The organism is Pseudalkalibacillus decolorationis, assembly GCF_024609785.1.
Lineage (GTDB): Bacteria > Bacillota > Bacilli > Bacillales > Fictibacillaceae > Pseudalkalibacillus > Pseudalkalibacillus decolorationis.
Map to the genome: position 1 here is coordinate 175,305 of NZ_JANHJQ010000010.1, position 15,518 is coordinate 190,822.

18 protein-coding genes and 1 pseudogene are annotated in these 15,518 nt (G+C 39.1%); 4 read left to right on the plus strand and 15 right to left on the minus strand.

Translation table 11 applies throughout. From position 1 onward, the window contains the following. Positions 1-57 precede the first annotated feature (57 nt). From NON16_RS11770 to NON16_RS11795, 7 genes and pseudogenes are all read right to left on the minus strand, one after another. Positions 58-408 (minus strand): YhjD family protein, encoded by a 351-nt coding sequence (locus NON16_RS11770; RefSeq protein ID WP_257349239.1) that lies wholly within the window; start codon positions 406-408, stop codon positions 58-60. A gap of 13 nt (positions 409-421) precedes the next feature. Continuing rightward, the gene (locus NON16_RS25660; protein WP_372508794.1) at positions 422-646 is read right to left on the minus strand and encodes a WYL domain-containing protein; all 225 of its coding nucleotides are present in this window, start codon (positions 644-646) and stop codon (positions 422-424) included. A gap of 262 nt (positions 647-908) precedes the next feature. Then, the gene (gene abc-f / locus NON16_RS11775; RefSeq protein WP_257349240.1) at positions 909-2,537 is read right to left on the minus strand and encodes a ribosomal protection-like ABC-F family protein; all 1,629 of its coding nucleotides are present in this window, start codon (positions 2,535-2,537) and stop codon (positions 909-911) included. A gap of 115 nt (positions 2,538-2,652) precedes the next feature. Continuing rightward, entirely contained in the window at positions 2,653-2,778 is a 126-nt protein-coding gene (locus tag NON16_RS11780) for a hypothetical protein (protein WP_257349242.1), read from the minus strand. A 107-nt stretch (positions 2,779-2,885) separates the two neighbouring features. Beyond that, positions 2,886-3,358 (minus strand): annotated as a pseudogene (locus tag NON16_RS11785) (GNAT family N-acetyltransferase). Between the two features lie 155 nt (positions 3,359-3,513). Then, entirely contained in the window at positions 3,514-4,428 is a 915-nt protein-coding gene (locus NON16_RS11790) for a GNAT family N-acetyltransferase (protein WP_257349243.1), read from the minus strand. A gap of 6 nt (positions 4,429-4,434) precedes the next feature. Then, positions 4,435-5,250 carry a HEAT repeat domain-containing protein gene (locus tag NON16_RS11795; RefSeq protein WP_257349245.1) on the minus strand — a complete coding sequence of 272 codons (816 nt, stop codon included), beginning with the start codon at positions 5,248-5,250 and terminating at the stop codon, positions 4,435-4,437. A gap of 160 nt (positions 5,251-5,410) precedes the next feature. Between NON16_RS11795 and NON16_RS11800 the strand changes: the two genes are divergently transcribed. From NON16_RS11800 to NON16_RS11815, 4 genes are all read left to right on the plus strand, one after another. Beyond that, positions 5,411-5,875 carry a hypothetical protein gene (locus tag NON16_RS11800; RefSeq protein ID WP_257349247.1) on the plus strand — a complete coding sequence of 155 codons (465 nt, stop codon included), beginning with the start codon at positions 5,411-5,413 and terminating at the stop codon, positions 5,873-5,875. Beyond that, positions 5,865-6,503, plus strand: coding sequence for an O-methyltransferase (locus tag NON16_RS11805; RefSeq protein WP_257349248.1), 639 nt, complete (start codon positions 5,865-5,867; stop codon positions 6,501-6,503). The genes NON16_RS11800 and NON16_RS11805 overlap by 11 nt, the downstream gene beginning before the upstream one ends. Before the next feature lie 214 nt (positions 6,504-6,717). Next, entirely contained in the window at positions 6,718-7,125 is a 408-nt protein-coding gene (locus NON16_RS11810) for a DUF6463 family protein (RefSeq protein WP_257349249.1), read from the plus strand. Positions 7,126-7,814: 689 nt separating this feature from the next. Continuing rightward, complete coding sequence (locus NON16_RS11815) at positions 7,815-8,636, plus strand: TerC family protein (RefSeq protein WP_257349250.1); 822 nt, start codon at positions 7,815-7,817, stop codon at positions 8,634-8,636. 261 nt (positions 8,637-8,897) lie between these two features. Here the strand turns inward: NON16_RS11815 and NON16_RS11820 are convergent, their stop codons facing one another. The 8 genes from NON16_RS11820 to NON16_RS11855 form a co-directional block, all read right to left on the minus strand. Beyond that, positions 8,898-9,467, minus strand: a complete 570-nt coding sequence (locus tag NON16_RS11820) for a manganese catalase family protein (RefSeq protein WP_257349251.1) — start codon at positions 9,465-9,467, stop codon at positions 8,898-8,900. Positions 9,468-9,511: 44 nt separating this feature from the next. After that, positions 9,512-9,739 (minus strand): spore coat protein CotJB, encoded by a 228-nt coding sequence (locus NON16_RS11825; protein ID WP_372508796.1) that lies wholly within the window; start codon positions 9,737-9,739, stop codon positions 9,512-9,514. Positions 9,740-9,775: 36 nt separating this feature from the next. Then, on the minus strand, positions 9,776-10,000 hold the full coding sequence (locus NON16_RS11830; RefSeq protein WP_257349254.1) for a spore coat associated protein CotJA: 225 nt from the start codon (positions 9,998-10,000) through the stop codon (positions 9,776-9,778). A gap of 325 nt (positions 10,001-10,325) precedes the next feature. Beyond that, complete coding sequence (map, locus tag NON16_RS11835) at positions 10,326-11,078, minus strand: type I methionyl aminopeptidase (protein ID WP_257349255.1); 753 nt, start codon at positions 11,076-11,078, stop codon at positions 10,326-10,328. An 84-nt stretch (positions 11,079-11,162) separates the two neighbouring features. Beyond that, positions 11,163-11,786 (minus strand): TVP38/TMEM64 family protein, encoded by a 624-nt coding sequence (locus tag NON16_RS11840; RefSeq protein WP_257349256.1) that lies wholly within the window; start codon positions 11,784-11,786, stop codon positions 11,163-11,165. Between the two features lie 218 nt (positions 11,787-12,004). Further along, positions 12,005-12,460, minus strand: a complete 456-nt coding sequence (locus tag NON16_RS11845; protein WP_257349257.1) for a pyridoxamine 5'-phosphate oxidase family protein — start codon at positions 12,458-12,460, stop codon at positions 12,005-12,007. 292 nt (positions 12,461-12,752) lie between these two features. Next, positions 12,753-13,394, minus strand: a complete 642-nt coding sequence (locus NON16_RS11850; protein WP_257349258.1) for a response regulator — start codon at positions 13,392-13,394, stop codon at positions 12,753-12,755. Next, positions 13,387-15,231 carry a GAF domain-containing sensor histidine kinase gene (locus NON16_RS11855; protein WP_257349259.1) on the minus strand — a complete coding sequence of 615 codons (1,845 nt, stop codon included), beginning with the start codon at positions 15,229-15,231 and terminating at the stop codon, positions 13,387-13,389. The genes NON16_RS11850 and NON16_RS11855 overlap by 8 nt, the downstream gene beginning before the upstream one ends. Positions 15,232-15,518: the final 287 nt, after the last annotated feature.

The window sequence follows — 15,518 nt, forward strand, 5'->3', positions numbered from 1 at the left end:
TTTGTAGGTAGTAGAAATTGGTAGGCATGTAGATTCACCCTATAGAAAGTATCTTTCTTAACGCGGCAAAAAAAGACGTTGGAGATAAAGTTCAGCCTGATTGCGAAGGTGTAGATTTGAGTATTTGATTACTTCATCATAGCCCCGAACAATTACGTTATATTCAGAAGTATCTTGCACTCTTCTCAATGGGGAAACTTTAATATTTTCACTTTTCATTTCTTTCCGAATTTCGTGAAGGGCAAAGCTTACCTCCTTCATTTTATATTCAATCCATTGAACATAAGGCTGCGTGAACTTTAAAGGAGCTTGCTGAATCGCTTGCAAGTCACGATCTAATATTGTTAAAACCATCGGGTATAGGATATATCGGTCGATCAAAGCACTTTCTTCCTTCGTTGCATACACATCGATCCCCTCCTTAGCCTACATCGGACTGACGTTTAGCCTTGACAGTACGCGCGGATAGGATCTGGTCGATTCGAAAGGTACGCGTTTGCTTACGTAAATAACAATAACCAGTAAGGATGTTGTTCCTAATTGATACAATCCATATCCTTCGCTGCGTAATTGTGCCGTCAGAAGACAAATAGACGATCTCAATCATTTTCTTTTCTTCGAAACAACGTGTAAGCAACCTATGCAAAACGAATCACCTCTCAGAAGTAAGCTTTTTCATAAGTTGATTTTATTATATGCGAACATTTGTTCTTTATGCAAGGTTTTCCGAAAAGAAATTTTTCCCACTTTACATTGTGACAAGATTTTAACCCAGTACTTAGTAAAACCAAGATTTAGCATTGCTGATCGCCTATGTACGCTTTTAACAAAAAAATTTTATATTTTTAGTGAAAAAAGAGTAGCAAAAGTACCATAAATACAAGTACTCTTGCTATTCCTAAATCTATTTAACCCATTTGTTGTATACGCTTTTCTTTAACCGTTTCATAGTTACCAAGATAGCTGTTGAGTCCCTCATCCTCAATCCAGAAGATTCGATTGGTTAGTTTGTTAAGGAAATAACGGTCATGAGAAACGAGTAGCATCGTACCTTTAAAGTCCTCAAGAGCTTCCTCCAGCACTTCCCTCGAATCGATATCGAGATGATTTGTCGGTTCATCAAGAATCAATAAATTCACATTTTGAGACATAAGCTGTGCTAACCTCAATCTTGTCCTTTCTCCCCCGCTTAAGTCCCCTACATTTTGAAAGACCTCTCTCCCATAAAAGAGAAATTTACTCAATCGATGTCTTGCTTCGCCTTCCTCGATTTCAGCAATGTCACGATAGGCATCGATTACGGTCCAATCATCATAACCGACAAGCCCTTGTTGTGATAAGTAACCGACTTTAACAGATGCACCTAGTTTTATTGTTCCATAATCAGGAGGAAGTTCACCAAGTATAATCCGAAGTAATGTCGACTTTCCGACCCCGTTTTTCCCAAGAATAGCTGCTCTTTCCTGATATTGAAGTAATAGGTTAATCTCTGAGAATAAGATACGGTCCTCAATCGATTTCCATACATCCTCAACTATAATGACATCCTTTCCGCTACGTTTCGTATTTTTAAACTCTAGAGTTGCTGTCTTCCGCTCGAGCTGGGGTCGATCAATTTTATTCATTCGTTCTAGAGCACGCTCCATATTACGTGCTCTCTTGTGCATAGCTGCATTGTCAGCTCGTATCGCCCATTCACGCAACCGCTTGATGGCTTCTTTCATTTTTTTGATTTTCTTCTGTTGATCTTGGAAAGCCTGAAATTCTAGTAACAATCGTTTTTCTTTCTCCTTTATGAAATTGGAATAATTCCCTTTATATTGCTCAATAGCACCAGACTCTATTTTTACAATTTTCGTGGTAATTCGATCGAGGAAATAGCGATCATGTGAAATAACGAGTACCGTTCCGCTATAATTATTCAAGTATTCTTCTAACCAGCTAAGTGCCTCCATATCAAGATGATTCGTCGGTTCGTCAAGTAGGAGTAAATCTGGTTCTTCAAGTAAAATCGAGGCAAGACCTACTTTTGTTTGTTCGCCCCCACTCAATGATTGAAACGTGTGTGTCTTTAACTCTTCGAGGCCGAGCCCTTGTAGAACACCATTGATTTTAGACTCTACGGCATATCCGTTCATATCCTCAAACATTCCTTGTAATAAAGCATACTGGTTATAAAGCTTTTCGAGTTGATGTTGCTCTGATGGATCCCCCATTTTTTCGGTGACTCGGTTTAGCTGCTGTTCAATTTCAAAAACTTCTTGAAAGGATTGTTTTAATACTCCTTCTACTGTAAAAGAATGATTAACCTCAGGAATCTGATCAAGTATTCCGATTTTTATGTCTTTCTTGTAAGAAATTGTTCCTTGATCAATCATTTCTACCCCTGCGATACATTTCAATAAAGTCGTTTTGCCGCTTCCATTTGTACCAATTAGTCCTATTCTTTCTTTCTCGTGTAAGTGTATAGTTAACTCTTGAAATATCCACGTTCCTGCATACATTTTGCTAATTTGATTTGCTGAGCACACGATCATGATTATAATCTCCCTGCTTTAAGTTTATCTTTCTTAACGTATAAAAAACCATGAGCAAGCTAGACCTGCCCATGGTTATCCGTTTTGAATTAGGAGTTATGAGGGTAAGGTTTGCTTACGATTCGATTTGTTTGACGTATGGAAAAAAGGACATACCTCTCCCGTTGAGCGCAAAATCATATGTTAAAGAAGCAGCCTCTACGGTAAACCATGCCATCATACGAAACAAACCTGTAAGCATTCCTAACACCTCCTTTTCATGTCGTAATTTTCTAAATTATACAATAAAATTCCTTGTCCTGTCTATAGGCTGACAAATAAGTCCACCTATGCTATACATTCATAAAACTAGTCAACTGCTTTATGCCACATCGACCACATTCCAATATCCTTAAAACCTAGTCGTTTGTAAATGGACCCTGCAGCTGGATTATCATAAAACAGACAGAGAGACTTCGCTTCTGCTAACAACTGTTCACACAGAGCGCTGAGACAAACGGAAGCAAGCCCTTTGTTCCGATGATTCACGTCAGTGCAAACCCCGACAACCATTGCCGACAATGAGTTTTCAGCCGTTGTTGAAGCACTTGCGACCGCTCGACCTTCATCTTTAATATAAAAAGTACGACCGCTTTTGGTTTTCAATGATTCGATAATCCCTTCTCTTGAATTCTTACTCAAATCAAATATGTTTTCCTGTAACAATCAGTTTCATAACCGAAGTTTTCAATGTCTCCAATAATAAAGAGGTTTAGTGCACGTTCTTCTCCTAGAAAATCCATGACTTTAGTGTGATCTTTTTCTGCAAGTTTACGAATCAACAGTCTCTCCCCCTTCAACTGATTGGTCCACTCACTAGAAAACTGTTCTTCATTTGGACTCTGAAGGACAGTTTCTCCCTCAAAAGTGAACTACTTATTTTTCTGGAACTCCTTCTTGTTGTTCATTTATAAAATTGTTTGTATTTTTTACTTTTTTAGTCAGAAAGCTGCTTACGGAAAATGACAGATCGGACGGTTTCCTTAAATCCAACCTTTTTATACAGCCGAAGTGCATTTGTATTGTTTGAATCTAAACTCAAGTAAAGTCTTGGAATACCGGCTCGTTCCGTTTGCTGAAAAACATAATGAATCAACTGTGCTCCGATTCCATTTCGTCGATCAGCCGGATTCACTGCAAGGTATTCCAGCCTGCCAAAATCAGTACCTCCTACAATCGTCCATATTACCGCGCCCATAACTTTATTCGTTTGATCCGTAACATAATGGACTTTATACGCCTCGTCAAGGTACTGTACTAAGCGAGTCTTTGGACTCTCCCAACCAAGTCCATTCCCCATTACTTCAGCAATTTGATTAAAGGCGGAATTTTCCTTTATGATTAGTTCCGAAAAGTTAAACTTGTCATCATGGATTGTTGTAGCTTCAGTGCCTAGTTCCCATTTCATTTCTGTTTGTCGGTTGAGCTCTTTCCAGTTCATCCCGACCAACGTGTCACATAGAAGGTTGTTCGTCTCAACCACACAAGCATCCACATGCTGATGATCATTATGCAATTTCGAAATGAATTTGGTTAAAACTCGAGGCAGCCATATAGCTCGATTTATTGTTGGATTGAGAAATGGACCAATTAAATAACCCTCACTATCTCCAGGACTGTGCAGAAAACCAACCATTCCGACCCGATCTCCGTTTCGAGTGACGGTGTAAACACAATGCTCAATTGTATTTTCATAAATCTCAATTTCAGCAACTAGTTCGGAAAGGTCCTTACATCTCGGATAACCAATTGCTTGATTCTCATCTTTCCAACTCTCTCGGATTAGTTCGTCAATATAAGTAAGCGCCTCATTTCTTACCGTATTTAACTTTAGAACAATCGTTGAATTCACAAAACATCACCTCTTTTTTGTTTTTGCAGGTGCTTTTTCTAGGTTGTGTTGGGCTTTTTTTACAGAACGTTGAACCGAAGCCCGACTATCGTTTTCGAGCGTAGACAGTATCGCCTTTCCTTCAGTAGCATACGACCGCGAGGCAGCGGTAGAAAATGCCATCGCAACATTCCACCTTACCTGTTCATCATCTATCGCTGCACATCCCTTCAGCCAAGACAATACCTGTTCTGGATATCGCTTCATCAAGCCATCCCCTATTGCGAATGGCCCTAAATTCTTTTTGACATAAACAGAAAAATCTCTCATAAGCGGTTCAATTACTTGTATAAGCCTTGCAGCATAATCCACATTTAACGCCTTACTTGCGTACATGACGGCAAGTGCTACTGCCCGCCGAACATTTTCCGAATCACTCTTGACCCACTTTATTAAAATGGGATAAAATTCATCAAATTGTTTAGCCAATAATTCTCCACAAGCTCCAGCTGCCCATTCTCTCACTTCCCAATTGTCATCATCCGCAATTACTTTTAATAAACTAGTGGTCCGATTGGGATTTTTCGCATAGATTCCTGGCAGAAGATGGGCGCTGATCTCCTTCGCGGTAGGACTATTATGGGTTCCAAGGTATACCGTTATCCTCTGTCGCTTTGCTTGATCGTTCTTATAGGTCGATTCAATTAACTTAATTGCTTTTCTTTTAACTTGTGCTGGCGCTGTACCCGCATGTTTTGTTTTATCCTTCTCAATGAAAGTAATAACCTCTTCCCATTGATCATTATGTAAAAAGGTCTTCAATGTTTCTCTCCACTCATTCATACGAAGTAATTCTCCTTCCAAACTCCCCGTCTATTTATCGACAGTAGAGACACAATAATCATCTTGGCTTTCTTTAACAGAACGAACGTCTTATAATAAAAAGGTAGTTAAGGTCTTCAGAATGAAACACCACCTGACCAAAATAGATGGAGGTCCGAATATGAATACTCGTAAACCTGTACAGTACCTTCTTCATTTAGTTCTTTATGGAGCCGTAATACTGCTTGGCTTTAAACTAGAGGGACTCCTCCAATTAAGGGCAGAGGAAAATTTTCTAATCACTCCCTATTTCTATTACTCCTTGTTCTTTCCAATCCTGCTAGGTACGTTATTAGCAATCCCAAAAGCAGCACAATCGCATAAGAAAAACTCGAAAGTAAAAATCAATTGGGCAAAATTATTCATATTTGGAATTCCTTCGCTATTAATCTTACTTTTTCCTGCCTATTATTTTACACTGATGACATGGGGTACTCTAATCCCTTTCGCAACCCTGTTATACGGAAACATAAAGCTGCACTTTCTATCTGGACTGATATTGGGTTATATAATAATAGACAGTTTGGAATACGTAACTGAGAATAATAATTCTATAGTCAGAGAGGATGATATGGATGGAGCTTGAACAATATATCCAGTCCGTTTTTATTGGGAAAGATGCTTTGGATGACCACGCAAAAATCACGAAGGCCATTGAGGATCGAGGGATGCCAACCATCTCTGTTGCTCCTGAAACCGGAAAATTGCTTACATTGCTCGTTAAAATGACCGGGGCTAAAAAACTTTTAGAAATTGGAGCATTAGGAGGGTACAGTGGGATTTGCTTATTACGTGGCACAGGAAAAGCCGGTCACCTAACATCACTTGAACTCGTAGAAAGTTATGCTGATGCTGCCCGAGAGCACGTCCATCAGGCCGGATTTAATAATCAGGTTTCTTACAAAATCGGCCCGGCTTTAGCTTCTTTGCAAGCACTTGTTTCGGAAAAAGAGTGCTATGATTTCTTTTTTATAGATGCAGATAAAGATAATTATGTTAACTATTTAGACTTATGTATACAATTAGCTAATTCTGGCGCAATTATTTGCGGTGATAATACGCTTTGGGATATGCAGGTTTTGGATTCTAAGTTCCAAGACACAAATACGAAAGGGATAAGGTCTTTTAATGAAGCGATTTCCAGCCATCCTAGGCTTGAAAGCATTCTGATTCCTATCGGCGATGGTCTTACAATTGCAAGATTAACAGATTAAAGAATTTTTTATAAATTGAACCAATTTCATAATTCCATGATTTAAAGAAACACAAACTCGCAGAATTAAGTTTTATCTTAAATTTTTTAATTTTATGCAGCTTGTTGTTGATTTAAAATGGCATTGATACGGTCTGTAGCTAATTTTGAAGCATTATAAACTAAAATCACTAGGTCATTGGCACGTTTTCAACTTTACGGTAGGGGGCATGGCGATGAATAAAAATAACACTTCCCTTTTATGGCTTCCAAAACTAGCTGGAGGTTTGCTGATCTTTATGGGTCTTTTTCATACCATTGTGTCAATCATTGTAGACCAAAATATGTGGAAACAGTTTATACTGTCCGGCTTCTGGAACTCAGTTGTCCCACCTTGGGAAAGTCGCAACATTGTGTTTCAGCGAAATTTTTGGACTTCGATTGGAAGCTTATGTATTCCATCTGCTTTATTGGGTGGTTATCTTATATGGAGTATTCGACAAGGTTATACAATTCCAGCTTTTCTAGTTTGGGGAATTTTATTATATGGTGTAATATCTTCCATACTTATGCCTATTTCAGGTTTTTGGTTTCTAGTGATAGCAGCTCTGTTATTGATTATTTATCAAATCCGAATAAAATAAAGCATATGCCCCCAAATTGAAACCTTATTTTTAGATTGTGTGATATGTTTCAGATCAGCAGTTATCAGCTACCACTCTTCTTAGTTATGAACTTACCCAAGCCCTAATTTATGAAATTGATTCAATTGAAAACAGGAATATGAACTACCTTTATCTTTCTGTATATGTTTCATTACTATGAGGTTGTGGTAATTATACCTATAGCAACCTTTCAAACAATCAATGAACATAAAGGCAAAGATAATTTTGTTGACAGACAAGCCAGTTGCTATGTATACTAACCGTAGAATTTCAAAGGGGAGTAGCTTTTACAATAAAGTCGTCATTTCAGAGGAAATCCCTCTCGGCTTTATTGGCAACGATACGTTGTTAGCAAGACCTTTGCCTCGAATGGTAAAGGTCTTTTTCTATTTAGACTTGATCCATTCGGGACCAAGTCTTTTTTTAGTGGTTGTTCAAAAAGTCCGGTAAAAATAGCTGTCGTATTTCTTCGTTGTTCGGTCTCTCCGGTCCTCACGTATTAATCTTATACGCTGTGGTCCTCGAGACTGTCACGCCTCGGGCTCACAGGACGTGAGTCAGTTCAACGTTGTAACAGGACGTTACGTCTTTAGTTGAACTTCATATATGACGGCTCTTTTTATCCTCCTTTTTGAACACGTACTTTAGATGGAGAAAGGAGAATGATCATGGAATCTTTATGGCTAGAGTATGCATGGACCCTGTTGATCCTGATTGGTCTTGAAGGGTTATTATCAGCTGACAATGCATTGGTCATGGCCGTTATGGTCAAACACCTCCCGAAGGAACAACGTAAAAAGGCACTCTTCTATGGAATACTCGGTGCTTTTATCTTCCGTTTCGGGGCACTATTCGCTATTTCTTACCTCGTCAATGTTTGGCAAATCCAAGCGATTGGTGCAGCTTATTTAATTTATATCGGTGCTAAACACATCTATAAACAATATAGAGATAAAAACAAGCCAAAACAGGAAGAACCAACGGAACAAGAGGTTAGTTCAAAAGGTTTCTGGAAAACAGTCGTTCAGGTGGAACTTGCTGATCTCGCCTTTGCAGTTGATTCAATTTTAGCTGCCGTTGCACTGGCAATCGCACTACCCGGTACACCATTACCAGAGATAGGCGGAATGGACGGAGGGCAATTTCTTGTCATCTTTACAGGGGGATTAATCGGACTATTGTTGATCCGTACTGCTGCAACCTATATTTCTAAAGTGTTGAAGAAGCGTCCGGGACTGGAAACTGCTGCTTACTTGATCGTTGCTTGGGTAGGGGTTAAACTTGTTGCCCACACATTAGCTCATCCGGACATCGCAGTATTATCCGAAGGCTTTACACACAGCATAGCCTGGAAGTTATCCTTCTATGGTGTACTTGTAGGTATTGCTATAGGTGGATGGATTATTTCGGGCAGAAACCAAACATTGGATTCTGACGAGGAAGCAGAGGATGAAAACTCGTCTAAAAAAAATGAAGTTGAGAATGCTTAAAGCTTTGTAGTAAGAAAAGCGCAAGCGCCCTGGGTAGCCACGAAGGTAACTGGAAGGCAACTGAGGAGGCTCGAACCAAACTCTGTTTGGTCCTGCGTGGGAATACACATGATGTAAATCAGTGTGTTGCCGCCGGAAGGGGACTGAAGTGATCCAAGTGGCTGGGCGCTGGAGCTAGACATTGCCTCTTTGCATCAAAATTTTATACTTTCTTACCTCTCAAGAAAAAGGAGTTGACTCTAGGTCAGCTCCTTTTGTAAATTAGAAGACTTTCTTACGTCCTTGGTCCTCTTTAAGGATTTCTACTGCTTCACGGAAACGTTGTGAATGGACAATCTCACGTTCTCGTAGAAAACTTAAGCTGTCAATAATATCTGGATCATCACTCATATTAATAAGCCATTGATAAGTAGCTCTTGCTTTTTCCTCAGCAGCGATGTCTTCATACAAATCAGTAATCGGATCTCCTTTTGCTTGAATATAGGTTGCAGTGAAAGGTGCTCCGGCGGCATTATGATAAAATAAAGCTTTATCGTGGTCAGCATAATGTGCGCCCAATCCCGCTTCTTTCATTTCTTCTGCCGTTGCATCTTTCGTTAATTTATAAACCATTGTAGCGATCATTTCTAAATGGGCAAACTCCTCTGTCCCAATATCAGTTAGGAGACCGATTATTTTATCTGGAATTGTATAGCGTTGATTTAAATAACGTAGTGCTGCCGCAAGCTCTCCATCTGCACCACCGTATTGTTCGATCAGAAATTTAGCCATCATTGGATCACATTTACTTACCTTTACAGGATATTGAAGCTTTTTTTCATAAATCCACATACGATTTCTCTAACCTCCTTATAAATTCATTCTTTTTTCTTACATCACATCTGCCAAGGCCAAGGGGGCTGATCCCAATTCCACGGATAGCCAGAATAACTATTCCCATATTGTTGTAATGGGCCATATTTCGTTTCAATTTGCTGTTTCAGCACCATGCTTTTCTGTGCAAATTCGTTAAATTGCTTGATTGCATCATAGTCTTCAGGATGGGTATCAAGATAGAGAGTTAATTCGACGAGTACAAAATCAACCTCTTGAAGCTGTTCCATTAGACGGTAAAATTCTTCTGATAATGTCTTACTCACCTATTCCTCCTCCTCTCGAGGCTCATATGGATTCGTATAAGGTGCATACAAAGCGGGCCAAAGTGTCCCCTTTCTTAACGCAGTACTGGGATCGAACTGCTTTAATCCATAAGGCTGGAAACCTAAGTAAAGTTGTGGCGGTGTTTCATACGATTTTACTCGTATTGGAGGGCAAGGATCACACGGTCCAATATAGGGACGATAATATTTACGATTTGTAGGCATACTTATGAAACCTCCCTATAAACAAAGTCATTAACACTTTATTCGAGAAAAAAGAAAATTAGACGTAATTGAGGAATTATACTAGCTAGATCGGCGGTAAACTCACTTTGTCCAGCGCTTAACTCATTTTGTCCGGCGCTTAACCCACTTTGTCCGGCGCTTAGCCCACTTCGTTCGGCGCTCAGCCCCCCTTGTTCGGCACTTAGCTCGCTTTTTCCAGCGCTAATCCGTTTCCTATCTATCATCAAACACGAAAAAACCACAGTTAGCGTGCACTGTGGTAACCTTAAAACTATAATTTTTTACTATCAGAAAGGGATTTGAGCTAAATATCTTGATCAGTTAAGATAATCGGGCCTTGGTTTGCAATCGCAACTGTATGTTCATATTGAGCAGACAACTCTCCGTCAATTGTCCGTGCAGTCCAACCATCCTCTTCAACAAAAGTATGATATGTACCACAATTCAGCATGGGCTCAATAGTAAGCACCATCCCCTCTTCTAATACTGGTCCTTGTTCAATAGGACCAAAGTGCGGAACATGTGGTGGCTCATGGATCATATCTCCAATACCATGCCCAATAAAATCACGAACAACTGAATATCCCTTAGCCACGGCAAACGTTTCAATAGCATTGGCAATATGTCCGATTCGATTACCGACTTTTGCTTGCTCAATGCCTCTATATAACGCTTCTTTTGTCGTTTTCATCAAACGCTGTCCTTTAGCCGATACATCACCAACAGCATAGGACCAGGCTGAATCCGCTAACCACCCATCAAGGTTTACCACGAAATCGATTGTAACGATATCACCTTCTGAAAGGGGAGTTGAGGATGGAAAACCATGACAGACCACATCATTTACCGAGGCACAGGTTGCAAATTGATACCCCTGATAGCCCTTTTGTTCAGGTAAAGCATCGTGCATTTTTAAGTATGATTCCACAAAGTGATCGATGTCCTTGGTAGTAACTCCAGGACGTATTCGTTTATTAATTTCATTATGACAGGCGGCAAGAAGTTTACCTGCTTTATGCATTGCCTCTATCTCTTGGTGAGTCTTACGTGTAATCACCTTTCATCCCCCCAAAGGATTTCTATTCCTATATCCTATTTAGCCTAATCGATATGTATTCATATTAGGAAATGGCACCCTTATTTACATTTTAGATTTAAGCGGTTTTTGTAATTTTCGCTCTAAAATTTTACCTACCAACCATAAGGCAACGATTCCTGATCCTATAAATATCATTTTTAGCGGTTCCCGAATAATCGAGAAAAAATCGTGCCCTATATATGATATAAAAAACACCATTACCAACTTTCCTAGACCTACTGCAAGCATGTATGTAAGTGTATTGATTTTTGATAACCCGGAAACAACGTTGATCAATGCTGATGGGGTGAACGGAAAACAGTATAAAAGAAACAAAAAACCAAACCCTTTTCGCTCAACCCATGTTAGTAAAGACTGTGTTTTCTGATGCTTTGCGATAAACCTCATAAAACGCTGTTGCCCAAATCTACGGACGATATGAAAGACAATAACTGATCCTAAAACTGTTCCAATCCATGAAAATAATACCCCCCAGAAAAATCCGTAGGCAGCTGCATTTCCAGCCACAAAAAGAAACAACGGAAGAATTGGGAAGAGCGCTTCAAGCATTGGTAAAAGGATCCCTGGTAAAGGTCCAAGATCCTGATATTCATCTAGCCATCTTAAAATATCTTCTTGCGATAGCTCTGTAAAAAAATACTTTATCTTATCCCATTGCGAACTCATTAGCTTTCTCCTTCATGACACATCTGCAATCCGATTCGTATGACTATTAATATATCACAAAGCATGACTATGTATAAGTAAAATAAAGAAAACTTGGCTAGCGCCAAGCCTTAGCGCAGGCGATCGCCTTAGTTGCGCTTATACTATAGAAAGTATTTTTTATACTTTCTTAACGTGTGAATAAAGGAGTGAGCAAAAGCATCACTCCTTTATCACCATTATTTCATCAATGCTGCATATACCTGCTCGTCAAGAGCTTTTGCCTTTTCAAGATTATACGTTTTCACGTATTCAGGGTCTTGAGTAACTTTCGCTCCCCAGAACATACTTTCAAACACGGCCTCAACATTTACTTCTATTTTAGCTAGCTTCATATTAACGCCTTCCATAGCTTCTTGAAGTATGTCTGCTTTACCCTGAATCGAATAAACTGTTTCTAAACCAATAATATTAAGGACCACAGCAGGGTTCTTCTTAATGTTGTCTACGATTCGAGAATTTGTCGTGACGGAAAATCGGATCCTCTTCTCGTCAGCACTTTTCACCCAAGAGATCGCATTTACGTTGGGCGCACCTGATTCTGCATCAACGGTAGCGATGTTAACCAGCTTTTCCCCTTTAAAAAATTCGACAAGCTCGGGTGTGAGTTCGGTAGGTATTTCATGTTTTGCCAAGTCAAAAACTCCTTTCACGATTATGTACTCTCAATCTCTTCGTTTCCTAGTAAAAGTAACTTCATATAGCGTTCTACATCTGTTATACCCGAATTAAATGTTGACTAATCAAACCCTATAGAATTCAACGGAATAAGGTATAACTACTAATATCATATCAAATACATGGGGAGGTGCAAGTACAAAGAGTAAGAAGGACATTGGAACAAATAGAGGGTGATGATCCTAAGTTAAGACCCACCCCTCTAATTTATTCATGTTTGATCTGTTAAAAACCTGTCAACTTTTTATCTTAAGGTAACGTTACTATCTGGTTCTGCACCGCATAGATAATCGCCTGAGAGCGGCTTTTGACATTTAGTTTCTTAAACATATTACTTACATGAATCTTAACTGTTTTGTCACTAATGTAGAGCCTTTCTGCAATCTCCTTATTACTCAACCCCTCGACAAGACATATTAAAACATCTTTCTCCCGGGCAGTGAGATCATTTGATTTCTTGTTAGGATCGTTTTTTTTATGATGGTAATCTACTAGTTTTTTCGCCATACTGGGATGAAGAATCGACTCACCGCGAGCAACAGCGTAAATCGCATCAATAACTTCATCTGAAGGGGCATCTTTCAATATGTAGCCATCTGCTCCGGCTTTAAGAGCAGCTAGAAAGTATTCTTCATGCTTATACATTGTTAATATAAGTACCTTGCAATCTGGATAATGACGTTTAACCTGTTCTGTTAATTCAATTCCACATATGTCAGGTAAATTAATATCCATCAATATAACATCAGGTTTCGCTGCTTCGATGGTTTCAATAATCTCCTTTCCGCACGTCAGCTCTCCAACGACAGCAATATTTTCCTCAATGGCAATAATATTTTTCAACCCATCTCGTAAAACGGCATGGTCATCGACAAGTATTACTTTAATCATGTGATAACATCCTTTCATTTTCTTGGGATAAAGGTACAATCAGCAAAATTTCTGTTCCACGCTCTGCAACACTGTTTATACGTAAAGAAGCATCGATCTGCTCAGCTAATTCGTTCATATTAAGAATGCCATAATGGGCGTCTGCTTTTGCTTTAACAAGCGCATCGTATAACTGGAATCCTTTACCGTTATCTTTCACCTTCAAAATCAACGCGTTACTTCCATATTTTAAAACAACCTTCAATTCAGAAGCGTTTGAATGCTTACCTGCGTTATGAAGTGCCTCAGACAAAATCTCAAAAGAATTTTTTTCAATATGAGAAGGCAATGTTCTTATGTTTCCACGTACTTGAAGGGCAATAGGAATTTGATATAGATGAATGATTTCATTAATTTTGGATTGAATGGCTTGCTTAAATCCTTCTTTTACAGTTGGATATGGTCGCAATGCATAGATAGACTCCCTAACTTCCGATAAACTATCTCTTAATTTCATTATACTATCCTCAACAAGTTTCCCGGATTGATCTTTATTCGTACCTAAAATTCGGTTAGATGTTTCAAGCTTCATAATGGCACCAGCAAGCGTTTGTGCTATACCATCATGAATTTCGCGGGCAATTCGATTTCGTTCTTCTAACAAGACTCTCTTTTCCCGTTCAGAATAAAGCATTCTTGTTTTTAAAATAACTGCAACCTGATTGGACAGGGTTGAGATAAACTGCAAATCACTTACCTGATACGATTGGTTTGTTGTTTTCCCAACCACAATCACACCTAAGACTTCTTCTTCGATCCGAAGTGGCGTAACAACGACTGAACAGATGGATGGGTGCACAAGCCTTTTCAACTCGGAAGGGAGTTGCTTACCAAACGAATAGTGGTATGATTCTTCTAGTTCTTCAAACCATCCATGGTCAATTAATTGTTCTGGTTTTGAACTGATTCCCCCGACCTTTATCAACGACGACCATTCGTTCTCTTCCTTAACCATAAGTAACAGCGCATCGGTTGGTATAAATTCTTGTAAGGACAGCTCGACGTTATCAGACCAATCGGCTGAAGCTAGTTTCCGATTCAGCTCTCTTGTGATCGAGAACAAAGCTTTCAAACGATTCTTTTCTCTCTTCAATCGACTGATGATTGCACTAATGATCGCTAATGCAACGAGTGGCGAGAAAAAGAATAAATAGGAGAAGACATCGACTACGCCACGATTTTGACTGCCGAGAACAAACATTGTTCCGATGTAACAATAAGAAACGAGTACAATAATGCTTTCTTGAGCTGTCTTCTCCTTCCAATCAACCCAACGATAAGGGTGAGGACGAAGCCATAATATAATGTCATTTAAGAGGTTATTTATAAGATAAAAAGTTACTATGAAAAGCGCTGCATGTGAAAAATTAAAAACTAAATTTCCAGTAAGATACACATCTAAATATCTTATGGCCCAAAAGGTTAGAAAATAAGCTGAACAAAGGGAAATGGAAAGCTGAGCTGGGTTAAACCAAACAGCCCTTTGTGGTCTTTTTACGAATATGTTTACGATCAAACTTACAACGGAACAAATTAAAATTCCTGACCAAATTCCATAAAGAATTACTATCGTGTATACAAGTGGAAAGCTAAGAGATGACACCCCTCTCCAAACGGGAATTGGGAAAAGTTTCGTTACAAGCAAGAAAATGACAAGAACAAGCGGTGTCCAAATATCATTACCCGATGGATTAAATTGAATCAGGCTATATAGGATTAGAAACCATCCAATAATCGAGAAAAGAGTAAGTATCCGATTTGAATTTTGTTCTTTTTTTACGCGCGATGATATATTCATTTCAGGGACCTCCTTTTCTCAAAATCTAGTATATGTATCCGTTATTGTAAATCCGTCTCCATACCATCATGTGAAAGCATCCAAGAAAGTTAAACCATAAACATCCGAATCAATTTCATAAATTAACTCCTTAGAGCTTCAAGGGGTTTAAGACACATAAAAAGGAGTACCTCCCTAACAAGTCGAAATGAGTAAGTGACCAAACAAACTCTAAGACTGGAGGAAGACTCCCTATGACTATTATACGACAAGAAAGCCTGTTTGACCTGCATGAATTATATCAATTG